The sequence below is a fragment of the Paenibacillus terricola genome (assembly GCF_014779765.1).
In the GTDB taxonomy this organism is placed as follows: Bacteria; Bacillota; Bacilli; order Paenibacillales; family Paenibacillaceae; genus Paenibacillus_T; species Paenibacillus_T terricola.
Map to the genome: position 1 here is coordinate 86,753 of NZ_JACXZA010000011.1, position 19,196 is coordinate 105,948.

Below are 19,196 nucleotides of genomic sequence, written 5' to 3' on the forward strand. Positions count from 1 at the left end.
ACGGGAGAATGTCACCCGTCCTCTTTTTTTGACATATATTCGACAAATTTCGATGCATATTGACAAATCCTCAAAAACATTCGATACTCAGATAAAGCCAATAAGAATAATAGGAATAAAAAGAGGGGTTATATAATCATGATTACTAGAAAAGGTATGAAGATGTCGTTAATGCTATTGCTTGCTGCTCTCTTAGTCACGTTGACGGCTTGCAGCGGCAGCGACGCCAATAGCAATAACGCAGGAACGGACAGCACGTCTGCAGCTAATGGCAAGAAGGTCGTCAATATCGGGGTCACGTATGCACCAAGCGGCATTAACCCGCTCGCCCCAGTAGGCTTGGTATCCACTTATGTTGCAGGACTGATGTTCCCGCCGCTTGTGGAACTCGATTCGGATCTGACGTACAAGCCAATGCTGGCGAATTCCATTGAGACGACGGATAACAAAACCTTTACGGTCAAACTGAACGAACAAGCCAAATGGACGGATGGAACGCCTGTAACGGCTGACGATGTGATCTTTACGCTTAAGCTGATGACGAACGCTGCTGTAGCTTCCAATTACGCTTATATATTCGCAACTATTGAAGGTATTGACGATTCTGGTTATTTGCCAGAAGGGACGGCCGATATCGCTGGCGTGAAGAAGGTAGACGAGCATACGCTTACGTTCACGACTAAAGCACCAACAACGCTTAACATCTTTAAAGATACGATCGGAAGAAACCTGATGACGCTGCCGCAATCCGCACTGAAGGATATTGCGCCTGCAGACATTAATAAGAGCGATTTCATGCAGAAGCCGACAGTGACGAGCGGTCCGTTCAAGCTGACAAGCATCGATCGCGATCACTACGTCACGATGGAAGCGAACAAGGATTACTTCAAGGGCGCTCCTAAGCTGGAACAATTGAACTTCAAAGTGCTGCAAGGCTCGGCAATCTCCACTCAGCTTCAGAGCGGTGAGATTGATATGAACATTCCTTCTGCCGGCGTTATCCCAATCAACGACTATGAGAAGGTCAAAGGTCTCAACAGCGTAACGACGGTGGATGGACCGCCGATTGCAACGCAATTCATGTACATCAACGAGAAAGTTGTGCCGGATGCGAAGCAGAGACAAGCGATTTCCTATGCCATGAACCGTGGTCAAATCGTAGATAAACTGCTGAAGGGGGCTGGCGAGGTTGTAGATGGTTATTTCACAAGCTACAGCCCATACCGTGACGAGACTGTACAGCCGGTTGCGTACGATCCAGAGAAAGCGAAGAGCCTTCTGCAAGAATCGGGCTGGAAATCGGGCAAGACGTTGACGCTGTCGGTTCTTTCCGGTGACGCGACGCTCGAGCAAGCATCCAATATTATTGCGGAGAACCTGAACGCAGTAGGCATCCCTGTCAAAATTCAAATGTTGGACCTCGCAACGCTGATCGACAAGTTGGTGAAGATGGATTACGACTTGGGCATTCTGACGGTATCCTTGACGCCGATCAATCCGCTGCCGGACATCGCTTACTTCTTGAATGAAGGCAATCCGAGCGGATACAAGAATGCAGAGGTTGAACAAATTCTCGCTTCCTTGGGCGCCGAGACGGACGAAGCGAAGATCACATCGGATTACGCGAAGCTGCAGCAAATCATTGCACAAGATGTTCCGATGCCATCCATTTATGCAACGAAAGCGCTGGGTGCTGTGAACAATCGAGTAACAGGCGCTTCGCCGAAAGACTTCGGTATGTTCATTAACGTGAATGAGTGGGATGTTAAATAAACTTTCGTCAAGTCAACGAATCCGTCAGTAAGGGGGTAGTCACAATAGAGAACGTTCTAGACGTCAATCAATTACGGACGGTATTCGAGACGGACCGAGGGCAAGTCGTTAGCGTAGACGATGTGAGCTTCTCGCTGAAGGCCGGGGAAGTATTGGCTATCGTTGGAGAATCCGGCTGTGGCAAAAGCGTTACGGCATTATCCATCATGCGGCTGTTAGGCAAGAACAGCCGCATCGATCATGGCAACATCGTTCTGGACGGCACCAATCTGCTGGAACTGAATGAGAAGCAAATGCAGGAGATCCGAGGCAATCGGATCTCTATGATTTTTCAAGAGCCGATGACTTCGCTCAATCCAGTCTTCACGATCGGATACCAGATGATTGAAGCGATTCAGCTTCATACCGATCAAGATAAGAAGCAAGCTAGCGCGAGCGCGATCGAGATGCTCAAGAAGGTCGGCCTGCCGCGGCCTGAACGAATTATGAAGGACTATCCGTTCGCCTTGTCAGGCGGTATGAGACAACGCGTCATGATTGCAATGGCGCTCGCATGCAAACCGAAGGTGCTTATCGCGGACGAGCCGACGACGGCACTGGATGTTACTGTCCAGGCGCAGATCATCAGGCTGATGAAGGAGCTGTGCGCGGAAGTGGGTACGGCGATTATCCTCATTACACATGATCTAGGCGTTGTTGCCGAAATCGCCGATCGCGTACTCGTTATGTATGCGGGGCAAGTGGTCGAGGAGACGGACGTCTTCACGTTGTTTGATCGTCCAGGCCATCCCTACACACAAGGTCTGCTAAGGTCCGTTCTCCATCTGGATGCGGACAAAGACGCAAGGTTAGTATCGATTCCCGGGTCCGTTCCGACGATGTACCAGTCGCTGAAGGGATGCCGGTTCCATAATCGCTGCTCATATGCAACAGAACACTGTCTCAGCCATCCGCCGACGCTTGAAGCGACGCAGCAGGGTCATTGGACTCGCTGCTGGGAAGTAGAAGCAGCCGCAAGCAGCGAGCGACAATCGGGAGGGGGAGTAAGCTCATGAATAATTACGAGGCTGCCAGCAGTTCCCCAGCCCCGCTGCTCGTCTTGGATGGACTGAAGAAGCATTATCCGATTCGCCGAGGTCTGTTGAACCGCTCGGTTAACAGCATTAAAGCAGTAGATGGCGTCGACCTAACGATTCTGCCAGGAGAAACCCTCGGCTTGGTTGGAGAGTCCGGCTGCGGTAAGTCGACTATTGGGCGTTCCATCGTCGGGCTTGAGAAGCCGACGGAGGGGCGGATTCTGTTCGAAGGAACGGAAATCTCCTCCTTGTCTAATCGGGAGATGACCGATTTTCGATCGAAATTGCAAATTGTGTTCCAAGATCCGTATTCATCGTTGAACCCTCGCAAGTCGATTGAAGATCTGCTCGCTGAACCTTTGTTGGTGCATCGTATTGTACCGAAGAATGAAGTCTCATCGGAAGTCGACCGACTGCTTGAAATCGTAGGGCTTCCAACAACGAGCAAGCATCGTTATCCTCATGAATTCTCAGGTGGGCAGCGGCAGCGGGTTGGCATTGCCCGTGCTTTATCGCTGCGTCCGAAGCTGATCGTGTGCGATGAACCGGTGTCGGCACTGGATGTATCCATTCAAGCGCAGGTGATGAACCTGCTCAAGGATCTGCAGCAAGAGTTAAATCTGACGTACTTGTTTATTGCCCACGGTCTGGGCGCTGTCAAATATATGAGCGATCGAATCGCGGTCATGTATTTAGGCAAAATTGTAGAGATCGGCACGGCGGAGGAGTTATTCCGTAATCCCAAGCATCCGTATACGAAGGCGCTGCTGGATGCATTCCCGATTGCGAATCCGCGGCTTCGGCTCAATGCGCGAACTGTGCTCCAGGACGATGCGATCAATGCGAACCCTTCGTCCCACGGCTGCCGGTTCTATTCACGCTGTCCGGTGGCAACAGCGCAGTGTCGTGAACAAGAGCCCGAGCTGATTGGCGATGGCGACCATGCATCCGCTTGTTTTTTCTCCAATTGATGAAGATCCGGGGTGTTAGCTGTGCTTAATTATGTAATACGACGGATCCTGATTGCCATTCCGGTTCTGTTCGGGGTAACGATCATCAACTTTATCATTATGAGAATGGCGCCAGGCAGTCCTATCGATATGCTCGTCAGTCCGAAGCTTCCTGCCGCGGCGATTGAAGCGAAGAAGGTAGAGCTTGGGCTGAACTCGCCCGTATACGTCCAATATTATCATTGGCTGAAGAACCTCGTACTCCACGGGGATCTGGGCTATTCCATGATTACGTATGAGTCCGTAACGAAGATGATATGGAGCCATATGGGGCCTACTGTGCTGCTTATGGGGACTTCGCTCATTCTCGGCGTTGCGATTGCCATTCCGCTAGGCGTTCTAAGTGCGACGAGACAATATTCCAAGCTCGATTACACAGCAATGACGGGTTCATTCTTGGGAATATCGGTTCCTAGCTTCTTCTTGGGCCTTGGACTCATCTATATATTCTCTCTTCAGCTGCATTGGCTTCCTTCCAGCGGTATGACGGTGTTAGGCGGCAGCGGAGGAGTGGTAGATGTATTGCGGCATATGATCCTGCCTGTTATCGTTCTGACAGCTAGCGTTGCGGGACGAAACGTACGTTACGTACGATCGAGCATGCTGGAGATTATGGGGCAGGAGTATCTGCGAACAGCACGTGCCAAGGGATTAAGAGAATTTCTTGTTGTTAACCGCCATGCGATGCGCAATGCTCTTATTCCGATTGTAACGGTGCTGGGCATGGAGATTCCGATTCTGTTCGGAGGTGCAGTTGTCATTGAACAGATTTTCTCCTGGCCGGGTATCGGGCAATTAACACTGTCCTCGATTATGAGCCGTGATTATTCCACAATTATGGGACTAAATTTGGTAGCGGCTTTCGTCGTTATTCTTGCTAACTTGCTGACAGACGTTCTATATGCCTTGGTCGATCCTAGAATCAAATACAGCTATCAAGGAGCGGCCAAATCATGAATCTATTCAAACGGTATTTCATTCGGCGATCGGAACCGGCAGTTGGCACCGATCTGGTATGGACCGAACGAGATGGCAGCTCCAAGGGTATGTTCTTCATCCGCTTCAAGCGCCATAAACTTGCGGTAGCGGGGGTCTTCGCGCTATGTGTCATTGCACTGTGCGCGGTGCTGGCCCCATTCATAACGGCCTATGCGCCAACCACCGTAACCGATTCCTTCGGGGAGGGGCCTTCCTGGAAGCATCCGCTCGGGACAGACTTGGTCGGACGGGATATGCTCAGCCGTCTCATCTATGCGGCAAGAGTATCGCTAGCCGTCGGTATAGGTGCAGTGGCGATCTCTGCTGCAATCGGGACGGTTCTCGGACTGATCTCCGGTTATGTTGGCGGCTGGATTGACGGCATTATTATGCGAATTACAGACATCTTCATGTCGTTCCCTTACATCATGCTTATTCTGGTCGTGTCCAGCATTGTGGGACCAGGGCTGTTAAACATTATTCTGATCTTAGGCGTACTGGGCTGGCCAGGCGTTGCTCGTCTCGTTAGAGGTAACGTGTTGTCGATCAAGCAGATGGATTATGTGAAAGCAAGCGTTGTGCTTGGATTCCGAATGCCGCGAATTCTGTTCCAGCATATTCTTCCGAATACAGTAGCGCCAATTCTGATCTATGCGACTTCTGGTGTAGCGTTAGCCATTCTCGACGAAGCGGCACTGAGCTTCCTCGGATTGGGCGTTCAGCCGCCTACGCCAAGCTGGGGCAATATGCTGGCAAGCGCCCAATCGCTTACCGTTCTGCTCAGCCAATCTTGGTTATGGCTTCCGCCGGGTGTGCTCATCATTATTACGGTACTATCCATCAACTTCATTGGGGATGCGCTGCGGGATACGCTTGACCCTAAGAATAATAAATAGCGCCAAGTGAGTTGCGCCAACAAAGAAGCCCTGTCCAATGGACAGGGCTTCTGGTATTTACTCATGTTCACTTGTAATAGGAAGTCGTCAGAGGAACGAACATGCTGCCGCCATCCTCCACATCTGCGTATATAAACAGTTCATCTACACCGCTAATATTGATCTCGAATGTTTTCAATCCTTCGCTAACGGCAATCGTGTCGATTTTGAGCTTGCTATCGTCCCGATCATCCTGAACGAAGAATCTCTCGATATCCTTGCCAATAGCGGCTACTTGGAGGTACAGCTTCTGGTATTTGCCCTTCGGATAAAGGATAAAGCTGCTGGATCGATTGCCGCTCAAATTGTTGAAGAATACATCTTTGTAGTCCTTGCCATTGTAGCTCGTTAACTGAGGATCCTTCGTGTGCTGATCGCCGGTAAAACCGTCGGCAATCGGGATGCCATCGATCTTCTCGCCGAGCAGAACCGTATTGTTCTTGCCGTCATATTCAATCGCAACGCCAAGCGCCTTGGAGATGGCCCGAACGGGGAGATAGGTACTTCCGTTGTAGGAAATTGGGGCTAGAACAGCGCCTTTGTCATTCTGAGGCTGAAACGGTTTTCCGTCCACCTTGAATTTCATCGAAGGATCCAAATATGCCTTGATCTGCTGAAGCTTCGTTCCTGCATACACGCCTGCGCTCGTACTTAGCAGCAGAATAGCTGCAGCTCCGGCTGCAATCCATTGTTTCTTCATACCGTCACTTCCTCTCGATTAATGAATGTTTGATTTTGGAAAATATCAGTTTATATTGTACATAGAATCATGGAATTGTAATATGATTCCAAAGTCTTATTCCTGAAAATAGGGAGGTCTGTATCGTGAGAATGAACAAGGACAGATTGGCATTGTTCGCAGACAATGCTGGAGAGATGAAGACGTCATTCAAGTGGCATCACGCGATGGTGAATCGACTAGCGGCACTGCTATATACCGTGGAAGATCGGACAGTAGATGTACCAGCGATTAGAGAAAATATAGATAGGATCAAGAAGAACACAGGCATCTTCTCTTCGTTCAGAGGCAGTGCGGTTGTTAGCTTCGCTTCGCAGTTATCGCTCTCCAGTGATCCTGATACACAACTAGCTCGTGCATTAGATGTATTGGAGCTGTTAAGAGGGCTGAAATTCAGATCCTCGCCTTACCTATCGGTTGCCGCTTACCAGATCGCCGCTCATGCGACGGTAGAGCAGTATGCAGATGTTACGGAGCGAGCGAGATCCTTCTATACAGCGATGAAAGAGAACCACCCGTTTCTGACGGGACAGGATGATTATATTTTCACTGCGATGCTAGCACTCTCCGATATTGAGGTCACAGCAGGGACTGAGCGGATGGAGCAGTTGTACACCCTACTAAAGGCTGAGCTGCGTATTGGCAATGGATTGCAGGCATTATCTCAGGTGCTTGTCCTGGGAGAAGGAATGACAGACCCCGTATCCAGAGTATTGAGGCTGAAGGATGCTTTCCGTTCCAAGGGGATTAAGATGGACCGGTCCGATACGCTATCCTCGCTTGGTGTATTGACTTTGCTTCCTTGCGATGATGGGGACATCGTAGAAGATCTTGTGCAGACGTCTGAATGGCTGCGCATGCAGAAGGGTTTCAGCAGATGGTCGGTTACAGAGCCGGAGTTGTTGCTTTATAGCTCGGCCTTCGTTGCTTATCAGCATCTGCAAGAATCATCGGGCTCTGACATCGTCCCAATTACCGCGCTTAGCACGAGCCTTACGAACATCCTCATTGCACAGCAAGCGGCAATTACGGCGGCGGCGACGGCATCGGCGGTTGCTGCGTCTTCATCGTCCCATTAATGGCATGAACGCGAGCTATCCCTCGCTGCAGAGTGTAGGCTATAATGGTTGATATGTATATTCAACAAGGTGAACGAATCATTGAATTCCACGTGTCCTATGGACAGCGAAGCAAGTTATCGATCCATGTCGATCCGACGGGATTTGTTACGGTGAAGGCACCGAATGGTACCAGCGAAGAGCTGATTGTGCGCGCCGTACAGCAGTATGGACAGCAAATCGCGGCGCAACTTGATGCGATTGAGAGAGCTCGCGATGTATCTCATATCCGAGAGTATGAGGATCAAGGCAAGTTTCTTCATCTCGGCCGTTACTACAAGCTGGAAGAGCTGATTGATACGGGAGCGGCGAGCGAAGAGGAGCTTCGGCAGCGATTGAAGAAGTTTTATTTTGCCAGCTGCAAGAAGGTTGTCCAAGAGCGTGTTGCGGGCTATCAGCGACAGTTGAAGCTGGTGCCCAAATCGATCGAAATCGCCGAGTCCAGCACCAAATGGGGAAGCTGCAGCTCAAGCAAGCAGTTAATGTTTAATTATCGCCTTGCGATGGCGCCGGTCGATGTCATCGATTATGTCATTGTGCACGAGCTGTGCCATCTCAAGCATATGAATCACGATCGTTCCTTCTGGCGGCTCATTGGGAGCATTATGCCCGACTATAAAGAGAAGGAAGCTTTCCTAGCTCGGTATGGGCAGGCGATGACGCTCTAGCTGCATGGTGTCAATAGAAGATGATGTCGTCACTTTTGTTTGATAGGAGAAGAGAATATGAATTTGCAAGAAGTGTGTGCATGCATTGGCTTGCCGGATCAAATGAAAAGAAAAGTGCTGGAATTCGCGGGCGGGTTCGACGAGACAACGACAGAGCCCTTTATAGACGCCCTGAATGCCCCCTCCACTTGGGAGAAGGCGGTTAAAGATATAGCAGAGGTTCTGGGAGACGACCCGGATGGAAGCAAAATGCTCTCGTGTATGCTTCTGCGTGCAGTAGATGCGCATAAGGAATACGGGAAGAGAGGAATCAGCGAGACCATCTTTATCGATACGATGAAGTTCTGCACCCGATTCGTTGAAGAGCATTACGAGGTGCATGGCGCCTATGCATTCGTGTGGGGATGGTGGTTTCCTAGACAGCTGTCGCTTCACGAATTCCGAATCGGCGCGCTGGAATATGAAATGATCGAGAAGGAAGACAAGAAGTTAATCAATGTCCATATTCCCGCTGATGCGGACATGGGGCGCGAGAGCTTGCGTAAGTCCTATGAGGACGCTAGAGCATTCTTCAAACAATATTATCCGGAGTATGGAGAGTCCGATATGGTGTGCGATTCCTGGCTGCTTTCTCCTGTTCTTGCCGAGCTGCTTCCGGAAAACTCGAATATCGTCCGCTTTCAGAAGGCGTTCGACTTGATTCGAGAAGATGAAACGAACGACAGCTCGATCCGATGGGTGTATGGAAGAACGGATCTTCCTATACACGATCTTCCGGAACATACCTCCTTGCAGCGTAAAATCAAGACCCGCCTGTTGGATGGCGGCAGCATTGGAGCAGGATATGGGACGCTGCAGCGGAACCCTTGGAAGGGCTGACGAAAGAAGTTTAAATGACAGGGCCCCGAAGAGGCTCATACCTGAAGCTCTAGAGTCCGGAGCGAGTTCACTGTAGCCCGGCATGTTACAATTGCTTGTCAATCGACCGAATCGCCTTCCCAGGTGCGCAAGTCTCGGTTATAATGAGTGGGAGATTTTGCGTAAAACCATCATATTTTTATGCCGTTAGGTGCCTTGTCGGTCTTCAAGAGCTGTTAGAGCTCAAGGGGATTGCGCAGGGTTAAAAGGGAAACCGGTGCAAATCCGGTGCGGTCCCGCCACTGTAATACGGGGACGACCTCGAAGTGCCACTGTTCGTTATCGAATGGGAAGGCGAGGAAGTCATGAACCCGTAAGCCAGGAGACCTGCCTAATCGGTACGCCAATGAAGCTCCTTCGCGGAAAGGATCGGTCGATCAGGGCAGACGCTTATGTCTGTTTGCTTGTTTATTTTCCTGATTTGTATCGCCTTGTTTCCTTGTGGAGACAAGGTTTTTTTTCGTTGTATGGCCTTTCATAAAAATGGATCGGACTGTGCGCATTCTCGCCATTACAATCGGTAAGGGGAAGAGAAGAATGCAACGTATTTTACTAGTTTTGATGTCGGCTATGCTAGCTGTGATGTTGGCGGCATGCGGAGCGGACAAGAGCACGGACAACAAAGGGAACGCGGATGCGGTTTCGAACGCGACGTCAGAAACTTCACAAGAACAGACAGAGGAAGCCAAGAGCACGGTCTATCCGCTTACGGTGAAGGACGCATCGGGTAAAGAAATCACATTTGAGAAAGCGCCAGAGAAAATTGTATCGACTTCGCCGGCAGAGACGGAAATGTTGTTCGCGCTCGGCTTGAACGACCGGATCGTAGGCGTATCGGACTACGATGACTATCCGGAGGAGGCGAAGAGCAAAACAAAAGTCGGCGGCGTAGTCGAGCCTAATGCAGAAGCGATCGTCGCTGCGGGATCCGATCTTGTCGTGTCCGGCATCTCGATTAGCGAAGAGGCGCTCAAGCATTTGAACTCGCTTGGTCTGAAGGTATTCGCGTCGAATCCGAAATCGGTGGACGACGTGCTTAGCGAGATTCTGTTACTGGGTCAAATCACGGATAAACAGTCGGAAGCGGAAGCGCTGGTCGGGCAGATGAATGCGGACATCCAGAAGGTGAAGGATGCGGCGGCGACCGTTAAGGATAAGAAGAAAATGTACATCGAGTTCTCGCCGGGCTGGACGGTCGGCAGCGGCGAGTTCATGGATGAACTCATTACGCTGGCAGGCGGCATCAATATCGCGTCGGATGTGGCAGGCTGGTATCAGATCAATGAAGAGCGAATCGTTGCCGACAACCCGGACGTTATTATGTATACGCTGGACGGGATGGACAACGACAGCGGCAAAACGATCGATCAGTTGATCTACAGCCGCACGGGTTGGGACCAGATTAAAGCGGTGAAAGACAAACAGGTAATCGGGGTTGACGGCAATTTGCTGTCCCGTCCAGGCCCGCGGATTACGCAAGGTCTGCTTGCGATCTCGAACGCGCTTTATCCTGGAGCGGTCAAATAACAAGCGATCAAATGGTAGATGCAGAGGAGGAGCCGAGATTGTGCTCCTCTTTCTTTCACTTTAGGAGGGAATTCATGATGTCGGACTGCTTCAATACTGAAATGTCGTGCGAGACCGAAGGGACAGACTCGCGGCATCTCGCCGCAACGATCATGCTGCAGGGTACGGCGTCCGATGTCGGCAAGAGTCTGCTTGCGACAGCGCTGTGTCGAATCTTCAAGCAGGACGGCAGGAAGGTGGCCCCTTTCAAGTCGCAGAACATGTCGCTCAACTCTTATGTGACGCCTGATGGCCGTGAGATCGGCAGAGCGCAGGGGATGCAAGCGGATGCTTGCGGCATTGCGGCGACGACCGATATGAACCCGATCCTGCTGAAGCCAACGAAGGACATGGCGTCGCAGGTTGTCGTGCATGGCAAACCGCTGATGGATATGGCCGCACGGGATTATCGGGAGCACTATCTTCCCAAAGCAGGGGCCATCGTGCGGGAGGCGCTTGCCCGTCTCCGTGATGATAATGACATTGTCGTGATCGAAGGAGCCGGCAGTCCGGCGGAAGTGAACCTGAAGGATCGAGACATTGTCAATATGCGGCTGGCTGGTTGGGCAGACGCTCCGGTGCTGCTGGTTGCCGACATTGACCGTGGGGGCGTATTCGCAGCAATCGTCGGCACGATGGAAATATTGGAGCCGGAAGAGCGGGACCGCGTGAAAGGCATTATTATTAACAAATTCCGCGGGGATGTCTCGCTGTTGACGCCTGGCTTGGATTGGCTTGAGCAGCGAATCGGCAAGCCGGTGCTTGGGGTTGTGCCCTATCTCGGCGGGCTGCAGCTGGAGGACGAGGATGGGGCATCACTGGACGCCCGAGGCTACCGTACGCGTGCGGCCTCGAGCGATGAGCTGGATATTGCCGTGATTCGGCTGCCGCGCATCTCGAATTTTACCGATTTTGACCCGCTGCAGCATGAGCCCGGCGTCGTCCTTCGTTATGTGCGTCATGCACGCGAGTGGGGAGAGCCGGACATCGTCATTATACCCGGCAGCAAAAACACAGTGGAGGATTTGCTGTTCCTAAGAGAATCCGGCCTTGAAGCACTGCTGCTTAAGCACATCCGAGAGGGCGGCAGAGCGGTAGGCATCTGCGGGGGCTACCAGATGATGGGTCAACGGCTGCTCGACCCCGACGGCGTTGAATCGAACGTTCCGGAGCTAGCGGGACTGTGTCTTTTCCCGATGGAGACGGTATTCGCGAAGGAGAAGACGACGGAGCGGGTGACAGGGACGTTCGGGGCAGGCTTGAACGAAGCGACAACGGTGGAAGGGTATGAAATTCATATGGGTCGGACGACCTTCACGGATCCAGTCATGCAGCCCTTCCGCATCCGGTCAAGCCGCTTGAATGAAGAGTCAACTTCGTATCATCTGGATGGAGCCATATCATATGACGGCCTCCTATGGGGTACGTATATCCATCATATTTTTCACAATGATCAGTTTCGCCATAATTGGCTGAACGAAGCGCGTCATAGCAAGGGACTGCCGTTGTCCGAGGAGGTAACTCCGTTCGGCAGTCTACGGGAGATGAGCTTTGATCGGCTAGCTGACCATGTTCGCAAGCATATCGATATGGCGGCGATCTACGAGATCATGAACGGGGGAAGCAGCAATGAATGAGATGACGGAAACAAGCAAGCCTAGCAAGGAACGAGGGTTGGTGCTTGTCTATACAGGCGATGGCAAAGGAAAAACGACGGCAGCGATCGGTGCGGCCATTCGTGCCGCAGGGCGAGGATTAAAGCCATTGATCATTCAGTTCATTAAATCGCCGGAACGTTCGTATGGCGAGGCGATCATGCTCGACAAGCTGGATATTCCGATTCATCAGATGGGCGTCGGCTTTACCTGGTTGAAGACGCCGGAGGAGCATCGCGAGGCGCTGGCGAAGGCGTGGGCTTATGCGAAGGAACGGATTCTTTCTGGAGAGCATGGACTTGTCGTGCTGGATGAGATCAACAACGCGCTCGCTATCGACCGTTTCCCGATTGACGATGTACTGCCGCTTGGAGACGTGCTGGAGACGATTCAGCGCCGTCCGCAAGGGCTGCATCTCGTGTTGACCGGGCGCGATGCGCAGCCGGATGTATTGGCCGCTGCCGATCTCGTAACGGAGATGAAGCCGCATAAGCATTACTATGATGAAGGTGTGCCGGCTGTTCGCGGCATCGAATTTTAAAGAAAAGGAGGTCTGGAGCCATGAGAATCGCATCGCTGTGTCCAAGCAATACAGAACTGCTCGCATTCGTCGGTTTAGCTGCTCGCATTGTTGGCGTCGATAAATATTCGGATTGGCCGCAGACGTTGAACAACGTTCCTCGGCTGGGCTCGGATATGGATATCGATATGGACGCGCTGGAGGCGCTTCGACCGGATCTGGTCGTCGCGTCGCTGAGCGTTCCAGGCATGGAACGAAATATTGAGCGCCTGCAGGAGCGGAATCTTCCTTATATTGTCCTTGATCCAAACAGCTTGGCCGATATCGGCAGCAATATGCTGACTGTAGGCGCTGCAACGGATACGCTGGCGCATGCTGCTGCGGCACGAGAACGGTATGAGCATATGCTGGATCAATATCGCGAAATAAGCCGGACGGTGACAGAGAGACCGAGGTTGTATTGGGAATGGTGGCCGAAGCCGGTCTTTACGCCAGGCGGCGCCAATTGGTTGACTGAGATTAGCGAACTGGCGGGCGCGGTCAACGTATTTGCCGATGATGAAAGGGCGAGCGTGAAGACCGACTGGGAGGATGTCGTCGGCCGAGATCCCGATTATATGCTGCTTGCCTGGGTTGGCATACAGCAGCATCTCGTTAAGCCGGATACCGTTCGCAGTCGCCTTGGGGGATCGGAGCTTCGGGCTGTTCGGGACAATCGCGTGCTGGTCATGGAGGAGCCGCTGTACTGCCGTCCATCGCCGCGACTAGTCGCCGGGCTTAGCAAGTTGGCTGCTATGCTGCACCCTGATCAGTATCCTGCATATGACGAAGCGAAGCTGGAGGAGTGGCTGGCATGACACGATCGATTGTTATAGCGGGGCCAGGAAGCGGGGAAGGCAAGACGACGGTCGCCATCGGATTGATGGCAGCATACCAGAGCTTAGGTTATGCTGTGCAGGGCTTCAAATGCGGCCCGGATTACATCGATCCGACTTACCATACAGCTGTAACAGGCAGGCCTTCTCGCAACTTGGACAGCTGGATGTGCGCGCCGGTTGCTGCTCGCGAGCTGTTCGAGAGAGGCGCTCGCGGGGCGGATATCGCTATCGTTGAAGGCGTGATGGGAATGTTCGATGGGAAGGACCCGCTCAGCAACGAAGGGAGCACCGCGGCCATTGCCAAGCTGATCGATAGTCCGGTGCTTCTGGTCGTCGACTGCAGCGGCATGGCCAGGAGTGCGGCAGCCATTGTGCAAGGGTTTCAAAGCTTCGATCCCGATGTTCGAATTGTCGGCGTTGTGGCGAACAAGGTCGGCAGCCGCGGACATTTTGAGATGATTCAGAAGGCAGTCGAGCAGACGTGCGGCATCCCGGTTGTCGGATACCTCGAGCATGGCGACCAGCTTGTTCTGCCGGAGCGGCATTTGGGCTTGGTACCGTCTATCGAAAGAGGGGAGTTGTCTCCATTCTTCGGGCTGCTGGCGGAGCGGGTTAAAGGCGGCTTCGAACTGTATCGGCTGCTGGAGGCGATGGGAACCGTTAATGAGAGTGTGAGCGCGGCAATACATGGTAGCTCCCTGTTTGCAGGGGATCCCATCTCGCCCAAGGTGAAGATTGCAGTAGCGAGAGACGAAGCGTTCAGCTTCTATTATCCGGAGAATCTCGAGCTGCTGACGCATTATGGCGCGACAATCATTCCATTCTCGCCGCTGAGAGGCGAGTTGGTCCCGGCTGATGCAGACGGGCTGTATCTCGGAGGAGGTTTTCCGGAGGAATTCGCGGAGGCGCTGTCCCGGCAGATCGAGTCGCTGGAATCGATTCGTTCGGCGATTCGCCGAGGGCTGCCGACGATCGCGGAGTGCGGCGGGTTTATGGTGCTGACAGAGGAGATTGTTGCGCGAAACGGAGTCGGTTATCCGATGATCGGCATCATTCCGGGCCGCGTACGAATGCAGAGCAAGCTCGCTGCTTTGGGCTATCGGGAAATTACCGGCGCGCCGGGCAATTTTCTTATCGGCCCAGGCGAGCAGGCGCGAGGACATGAATTCCACTACTCGGTCTATGAGCCGAATGATTGTGTCGAGGAGCCGCTTCCTTACGCCTATGTGACGAAGGGGATGTTCGGCCAATCGCCGGAAGGCTTTACTGTCGGAAGCCTCGCCGCTGGTTATACCCACATCCATTTCGGCTCGGCGCCTTGGCTTGCGAAGCGCTGGGTTGAGGCGTGTTTGAGGCTGCGGGAACGAGTCTACTGATTGAGAGAGCGATTAATCTAGTAGTCGAGCATGAACGATAAACCAAATAGACGAAAGCCCAGTCCGCACACCGTGCGGGCTGTTTTTGCTTGCTTGATTTTCTGAAAAGGCGTCACAAAAGTCGAATTTGTAAGAATTATGTCAGAAACGTCTGATATAACTATCAGTATTGTAACTATTCCCAAGCAGTCCTTCTTAAACTGTAGTATATTAGGACCGATTATATTGGATTTATAGAATAAATTATAGTTCCGAAGTCTTAACTAAGATGATTTTGTAGGTGAAATTAAGGGAGGGTTTTGTCGATATATAGAATAATATGATGATTATACGGACAGAGGGGTTACTATGAGCAAAAAAAAGAGACTTAAAGGAACGGTTTTATCGAAACAGCGCTTGCAACGCTCTCTATTGGCCGGCGCATTGCTGACTGGAATTATACCTGGGGCGGCTTATGCGGATCAGGCTTCGATTCCCAATCCGACAAGCACTAGCTCGTCAAGCTTTTCTGACTTGAAGGGGTTATCGATTGCATCACAAGAGGCTATACAGAAGGCTCGTAGCATGGGGATATTGGAAGGCGATTCCGTAGGAACGTTCAGACCGTTTGACCACTTATCGCGTCAGGAGTTTGCTGCGTTACTCGTTCGGGCGATGAATTTGCCGCTGTCCAATGAGCCTGCCTCATTCTCTGATGTGCCGAATACAAGCTGGAGCGCTTCGTACATAGATGCAGTATCCCGTGCAGGATTGATGACCGGCAAAGGAGCAAACTCCTTCCGTCCGCAAGATCCTGTAACCCGCGAGGAAATGGCTGCGGTGTTTGTGCGTGCCGTGGGCGGAGCAAATACGCGAGGCGGTTTGCCTACGAATGTCCAGGACGCGCAGCAAGTATCCGCGTGGGCGGCTAATCAGGTAGAGGCTGCTGTGCGGCTTGGTTTAATCGGTACACAGGATGGGAACTTCAATCCGAAAGAAATGGTTCAACGCGGAGAGATTGTTACGTTTCTAGTGGATATCTTCCAACGGGGCGAGCAAACTCGGACGATTACGAATGTAGATGGAGATGTGCTGATTATCGATGGCGTTCCTTATTTGGTAGCTAATGAATGGAGGAACTTGTTAGGGGAGCGCAACAGCGAAGCGCTTCAGGGGGCGATTGTACATCTCCTGACGACGAACCGAAGCATTAATGATTTGTCGAGCCTAGAGATTGTTCGGGATGGCGTTGTACTTGATGCAACGGGCACCCGCTTTGAGGGCACCCTGCGTATTTCCGGCAATGGGGTGCAAGTAAGCGGGGATTCGCTTGGTCATGTATCTGTTTCGAGTGGCGTATCTGAGGTCAGCATGAATGCTAATGTTCAAAATCTGGCATTGGAAGGCGGGCATCCGTTTCAATTGCATGGGAATGTACAAGTGAGCACCTTGCATGTTGCGGATCCTCAAGCAAGAGTGACGCTTGGCAATAACGTGAAGATTCAAGATATTCAATTGCCTGCGGATGTCAAGCTGTCTCAGATCATTGCGAATTTGAATCAAGTGAGCAGTCAAATCAAACAGGTGAAAACGGGCATAGACGATCGCAACCAATCGAATTGGCCGGTTTCCTCGGGGTCTAGTGCTGTCAACCATGCGCCAACGGTGGCAGGAGCTATCTCGCCGGTAACGGCGGAAGCGTCCGGCAGCGTCAAGACAGTGAGCCTGACGGGCGTATTCGCGGATGAGGACGGGGATACGTTGACGTACACAGCCGTATCGTCGGATACGAACGTGGCGACGGTATCCGTAAGCGGAACGAATGTGAGCATTACGCCAGTGGCTGCGGGCACGACAACGGTAACGGTAACGGCGAACGATGGCAACGGCGGCAGTGTAACGACGACCTTTGTCGTAACGGTGAATCCGGCGCCGCCAGTCAACCATGCGCCGACGGTAGCGGGAGCTATATCGCCGGTAACGGCGGAAGCGTTCGGCAGCGTCAAGACGGTGAGTCTGACGGGCGTATTCGCGGATGAGGACGGGGATACGTTGACGTACACGGCCGTATCGTCGGATACGAACGTGGCGACGGTATCCGTAAGCGGAACGAATGTGAGCATTACGCCAGTGGCTGCGGGTACGACAACGGTGACGGTAACGGCGAACGATGGAAATGGCGGCAGTGTAACGACGACCTTCGTCGTTACGGTGAACCCGGCGCCGCCAGTCAACCATGCGCCAACGGTGGCAGGAGCTATCTCGCCGGTAACGGCGGAAGCGTCCGGCAGCGTCAAGACGGTGAATCTGACGGGCGTATTCGCGGATGAGGACGGGGATACGTTGACGTACACGGCCGTATCGTCGGATACGAACGTGGCGACGGTATCCGTAAGCGGAACGAATGTGAGCATTACGCCAGTGGCTGCGGGTACGACAACGGTGACGGTAACGGCGAACGATGGCAACGGCGGCAGTGTAACGACGACCTTCGTCGTGACGGTGAACTCGGCGCCGCCAGTCAACCATGCGCCGACGGTGGCAGGAGCTATCTCGCCGGTAACGGCGGAAGCGTCTGGCAGCGTCAAGACGGTGAGCTTGACGGGCGTGTTCGCAGATGCGGACGGGGATACGTTGACGTACACGGCGGTATCGTCGGATTCGAACGTGGCGACGGTATCCGTAAGCGGAACGAATGTGAGCATTACGCCAGTGGCTGTGGGCACGACAACGGTGACGGTAACGGCGAACGATGGCAACGGCGGCAGTGTAACGACGACCTTCGTCGTTACGGTGAACCCGGCGCCGCCAGTCAACCATGCGCCGACGGTAGCGGGAGCTATATCGCCGGTAACGGCGGAAGCGTTCGGCAGCGTCAAGACGGTGAGTCTGACGGGCGTATTCGCGGATGAGGACGGGGATACGTTGACGTACACGGCCGTATCGTCGGATACGAACGTGGCGACGGTATCCGTAAGCGGAACGAATGTGAGCATTACGCCAGTGGCTGCGGGCACGACAACGGTGACGGTAACGGCGAACGATGGCAACGGCGGCAGTGTAACGACGACCTTCGTCGTTACGGTGAATCCGGCGCCGCCAGTCAATCATGCGCCGACGGTAGCGGGAGCTATATCGCCGGTAACGGCGGAAGCGTCCGGCAGCGTCAAGACAGTGAGCCTGACGGGCGTATTCGCGGATGAGGACGGGGATACGTTGACGTACACGGCCGTATCGTCGGATACGAACGTGGCGACGGTATCCGTAAGCGGAACGAATGTGAGCATTACGCCAGTGGCTGCGGGTACGACAACGGTAACGGTAACGGCGAACGATGGCAACGGCGGCAGTGTAACGACGACCTTCGTCGTTACGGTGAACCCGGCGCCGCCAGTCAACCATGCGCCGACGGTAGCGGGAGCTATCTCGCCGGTAACGGCGGAAGCGTCCGGCAGCGTCAAGACGGTGAGCCTGGCGGGCGTGTTCGCGGATGAGGACGGGGATACGTTGACGTACACGGCGGTATCGTCGGATACGAACGTGGCGACGGTATCCGTAAGCGGAACGAATGTGAGCATTACGCCAGTGGCTGCGGGTACGACAACGGTGACGGTAACGGCGAACGATGGCAACGGCGGCAGTGTAACGACGACCTTCGTCGTTACGGTGAACCCGGCGCCGCCAGTCAACCATGCGCCGACGGTAGCGGGAGCTATCTCGCCGGTAACGGCGGAAGCGTCCGGCAGCGTCAAGACGGTGAGCCTGGCGGGCGTGTTCGCGGATGAGGACGGGGATACGTTGACGTACACGGCGGTATCGTCGGATACGAACGTGGCGACGGTATCCGTAAGCGGAACGAATGTGAGCATTACGCCAGTGGCTGCGGGCACGACAACGGTGACGGTAACGGCGAACGATGGCAACGGCGGCAGTGTAACGACGACCTTCGTCGTTACGGTGAACCCGGCGCCGCCAGTCAACCATGCGCCGACGGTAGCGGGAGCTAT

At 53.1% G+C, this 19,196-nt stretch carries 15 protein-coding genes and 1 riboswitch; of the genes, 14 read left to right on the forward strand and 1 reads right to left on the reverse strand.

Annotated features, from left to right (window positions below):
* The first annotated feature begins 138 nt into the window (after positions 1 to 138).
* Genes H8B09_RS28885 through opp4C form a run of 5 tightly spaced genes read left to right on the forward strand, consistent with a single transcriptional unit; the run spans position 139 to position 5,733 of the window.
* Positions 139 to 1,773, forward strand: coding sequence for an ABC transporter substrate-binding protein (locus H8B09_RS28885; RefSeq protein ID WP_191207041.1), 1,635 nt, complete (start codon positions 139 to 141; stop codon positions 1,771 to 1,773).
* A gap of 44 nt (positions 1,774 to 1,817) precedes the next feature.
* Positions 1,818 to 2,828, forward strand: coding sequence for an ABC transporter ATP-binding protein (locus H8B09_RS28890; protein WP_191207059.1), 1,011 nt, complete (start codon positions 1,818 to 1,820; stop codon positions 2,826 to 2,828).
* Positions 2,825 to 3,820: an ABC transporter ATP-binding protein gene (locus tag H8B09_RS28895; RefSeq protein WP_191207042.1), complete on the forward strand. Its 996-nt coding sequence runs from the start codon at positions 2,825 to 2,827 to the stop codon at positions 3,818 to 3,820. The genes H8B09_RS28890 and H8B09_RS28895 overlap by 4 nt, the downstream gene beginning before the upstream one ends.
* A gap of 21 nt (positions 3,821 to 3,841) precedes the next feature.
* Positions 3,842 to 4,816, forward strand: coding sequence for an ABC transporter permease (locus H8B09_RS28900; RefSeq protein WP_191207043.1), 975 nt, complete (start codon positions 3,842 to 3,844; stop codon positions 4,814 to 4,816).
* Positions 4,813 to 5,733 (forward strand): oligopeptide ABC transporter permease, encoded by a 921-nt coding sequence (gene opp4C, locus H8B09_RS28905; protein WP_191207044.1) that lies wholly within the window; start codon positions 4,813 to 4,815, stop codon positions 5,731 to 5,733. Before H8B09_RS28900 ends, opp4C begins: the two co-directional genes overlap by 4 nt.
* Positions 5,734 to 5,800: 67 nt before the next feature.
* Here opp4C and H8B09_RS28910 read toward each other — a convergent pair whose 3' ends face one another.
* Positions 5,801 to 6,472, reverse strand: coding sequence for a stalk domain-containing protein (locus H8B09_RS28910; protein WP_191207045.1), 672 nt, complete (start codon positions 6,470 to 6,472; stop codon positions 5,801 to 5,803).
* A gap of 131 nt (positions 6,473 to 6,603) precedes the next feature.
* On the opposite strand from H8B09_RS28910, the gene H8B09_RS28915 reads away from it, so the two are divergent.
* The 9 genes from H8B09_RS28915 to H8B09_RS28955 form a co-directional block, all read left to right on the forward strand.
* Entirely contained in the window at positions 6,604 to 7,590 is a 987-nt protein-coding gene (locus tag H8B09_RS28915; protein WP_191207060.1) for a DUF4003 family protein, read from the forward strand.
* Positions 7,591 to 7,643: 53 nt separating this feature from the next.
* Positions 7,644 to 8,297: a M48 family metallopeptidase gene (locus H8B09_RS28920; protein WP_191207046.1), complete on the forward strand. Its 654-nt coding sequence runs from the start codon at positions 7,644 to 7,646 to the stop codon at positions 8,295 to 8,297.
* Positions 8,298 to 8,354: 57 nt separating this feature from the next.
* A complete protein-coding gene (locus H8B09_RS28925; RefSeq protein ID WP_191207047.1) occupies positions 8,355 to 9,176 on the forward strand; it encodes an acyltransferase domain-containing protein in 822 nt (273 codons plus the stop codon).
* Between the two features lie 172 nt (positions 9,177 to 9,348).
* Positions 9,349 to 9,564, forward strand: a riboswitch (cobalamin riboswitch).
* 188 nt (positions 9,565 to 9,752) lie between these two features.
* On the forward strand, positions 9,753 to 10,742 hold the full coding sequence (locus H8B09_RS28930; protein WP_191207048.1) for an ABC transporter substrate-binding protein: 990 nt from the start codon (positions 9,753 to 9,755) through the stop codon (positions 10,740 to 10,742).
* 77 nt (positions 10,743 to 10,819) lie between these two features.
* Positions 10,820 to 12,418: a cobyric acid synthase gene (locus H8B09_RS28935; RefSeq protein ID WP_397376108.1), complete on the forward strand. Its 1,599-nt coding sequence runs from the start codon at positions 10,820 to 10,822 to the stop codon at positions 12,416 to 12,418.
* A gap of 1 nt (position 12,419) precedes the next feature.
* The gene (locus H8B09_RS28940) at positions 12,420 to 12,977 is read left to right on the forward strand and encodes a cob(I)yrinic acid a,c-diamide adenosyltransferase (protein WP_191207061.1); all 558 of its coding nucleotides are present in this window, start codon (positions 12,420 to 12,422) and stop codon (positions 12,975 to 12,977) included.
* A 20-nt stretch (positions 12,978 to 12,997) separates the two neighbouring features.
* On the forward strand, positions 12,998 to 13,813 hold the full coding sequence (locus H8B09_RS28945; RefSeq protein WP_191207050.1) for a cobalamin-binding protein: 816 nt from the start codon (positions 12,998 to 13,000) through the stop codon (positions 13,811 to 13,813).
* Entirely contained in the window at positions 13,810 to 15,210 is a 1,401-nt protein-coding gene (locus H8B09_RS28950; protein ID WP_191207051.1) for a cobyrinic acid a,c-diamide synthase CobB, read from the forward strand. Before H8B09_RS28945 ends, H8B09_RS28950 begins: the two co-directional genes overlap by 4 nt.
* A 348-nt stretch (positions 15,211 to 15,558) precedes the next feature.
* Positions 15,559 to 19,196, forward strand: a 3,638-nt coding sequence (locus tag H8B09_RS28955; protein WP_191207052.1) for an Ig-like domain-containing protein, incomplete at its 3' end; no start/stop codon positions are given.

What these genes read in the sequence shown, in the direction of transcription:
- H8B09_RS28885 (WP_191207041.1), top strand. Translation starts at nt 139, where the DNA reads ATGATTACTAGAAAAGGTATGAAGATGTCGTTAATGCTATTGCTTGCT.
- H8B09_RS28895 (WP_191207042.1), top strand. Translation starts at nt 2,825, where the DNA reads ATGAATAATTACGAGGCTGCCAGCAGTTCCCCAGCCCCGCTGCTCGTC.
- opp4C (WP_191207044.1), top strand. Translation starts at nt 4,813, where the DNA reads ATGAATCTATTCAAACGGTATTTCATTCGGCGATCGGAACCGGCAGTT.
- H8B09_RS28910 (WP_191207045.1), bottom strand. Translation starts at nt 6,472, where the DNA reads ATGAAGAAACAATGGATTGCAGCCGGAGCTGCAGCTATTCTGCTGCTA.
- H8B09_RS28915 (WP_191207060.1), top strand. Translation starts at nt 6,604, where the DNA reads ATGAACAAGGACAGATTGGCATTGTTCGCAGACAATGCTGGAGAGATG.
- H8B09_RS28920 (WP_191207046.1), top strand. Translation starts at nt 7,644, where the DNA reads ATGTATATTCAACAAGGTGAACGAATCATTGAATTCCACGTGTCCTAT.
- H8B09_RS28925 (WP_191207047.1), top strand. Translation starts at nt 8,355, where the DNA reads ATGAATTTGCAAGAAGTGTGTGCATGCATTGGCTTGCCGGATCAAATG.
- H8B09_RS28930 (WP_191207048.1), top strand. Translation starts at nt 9,753, where the DNA reads ATGCAACGTATTTTACTAGTTTTGATGTCGGCTATGCTAGCTGTGATG.
- H8B09_RS28935 (WP_397376108.1), top strand. Translation starts at nt 10,820, where the DNA reads ATGTCGGACTGCTTCAATACTGAAATGTCGTGCGAGACCGAAGGGACA.
- H8B09_RS28940 (WP_191207061.1), top strand. Translation starts at nt 12,420, where the DNA reads ATGACGGAAACAAGCAAGCCTAGCAAGGAACGAGGGTTGGTGCTTGTC.
- H8B09_RS28945 (WP_191207050.1), top strand. Translation starts at nt 12,998, where the DNA reads ATGAGAATCGCATCGCTGTGTCCAAGCAATACAGAACTGCTCGCATTC.
- H8B09_RS28950 (WP_191207051.1), top strand. Translation starts at nt 13,810, where the DNA reads ATGACACGATCGATTGTTATAGCGGGGCCAGGAAGCGGGGAAGGCAAG.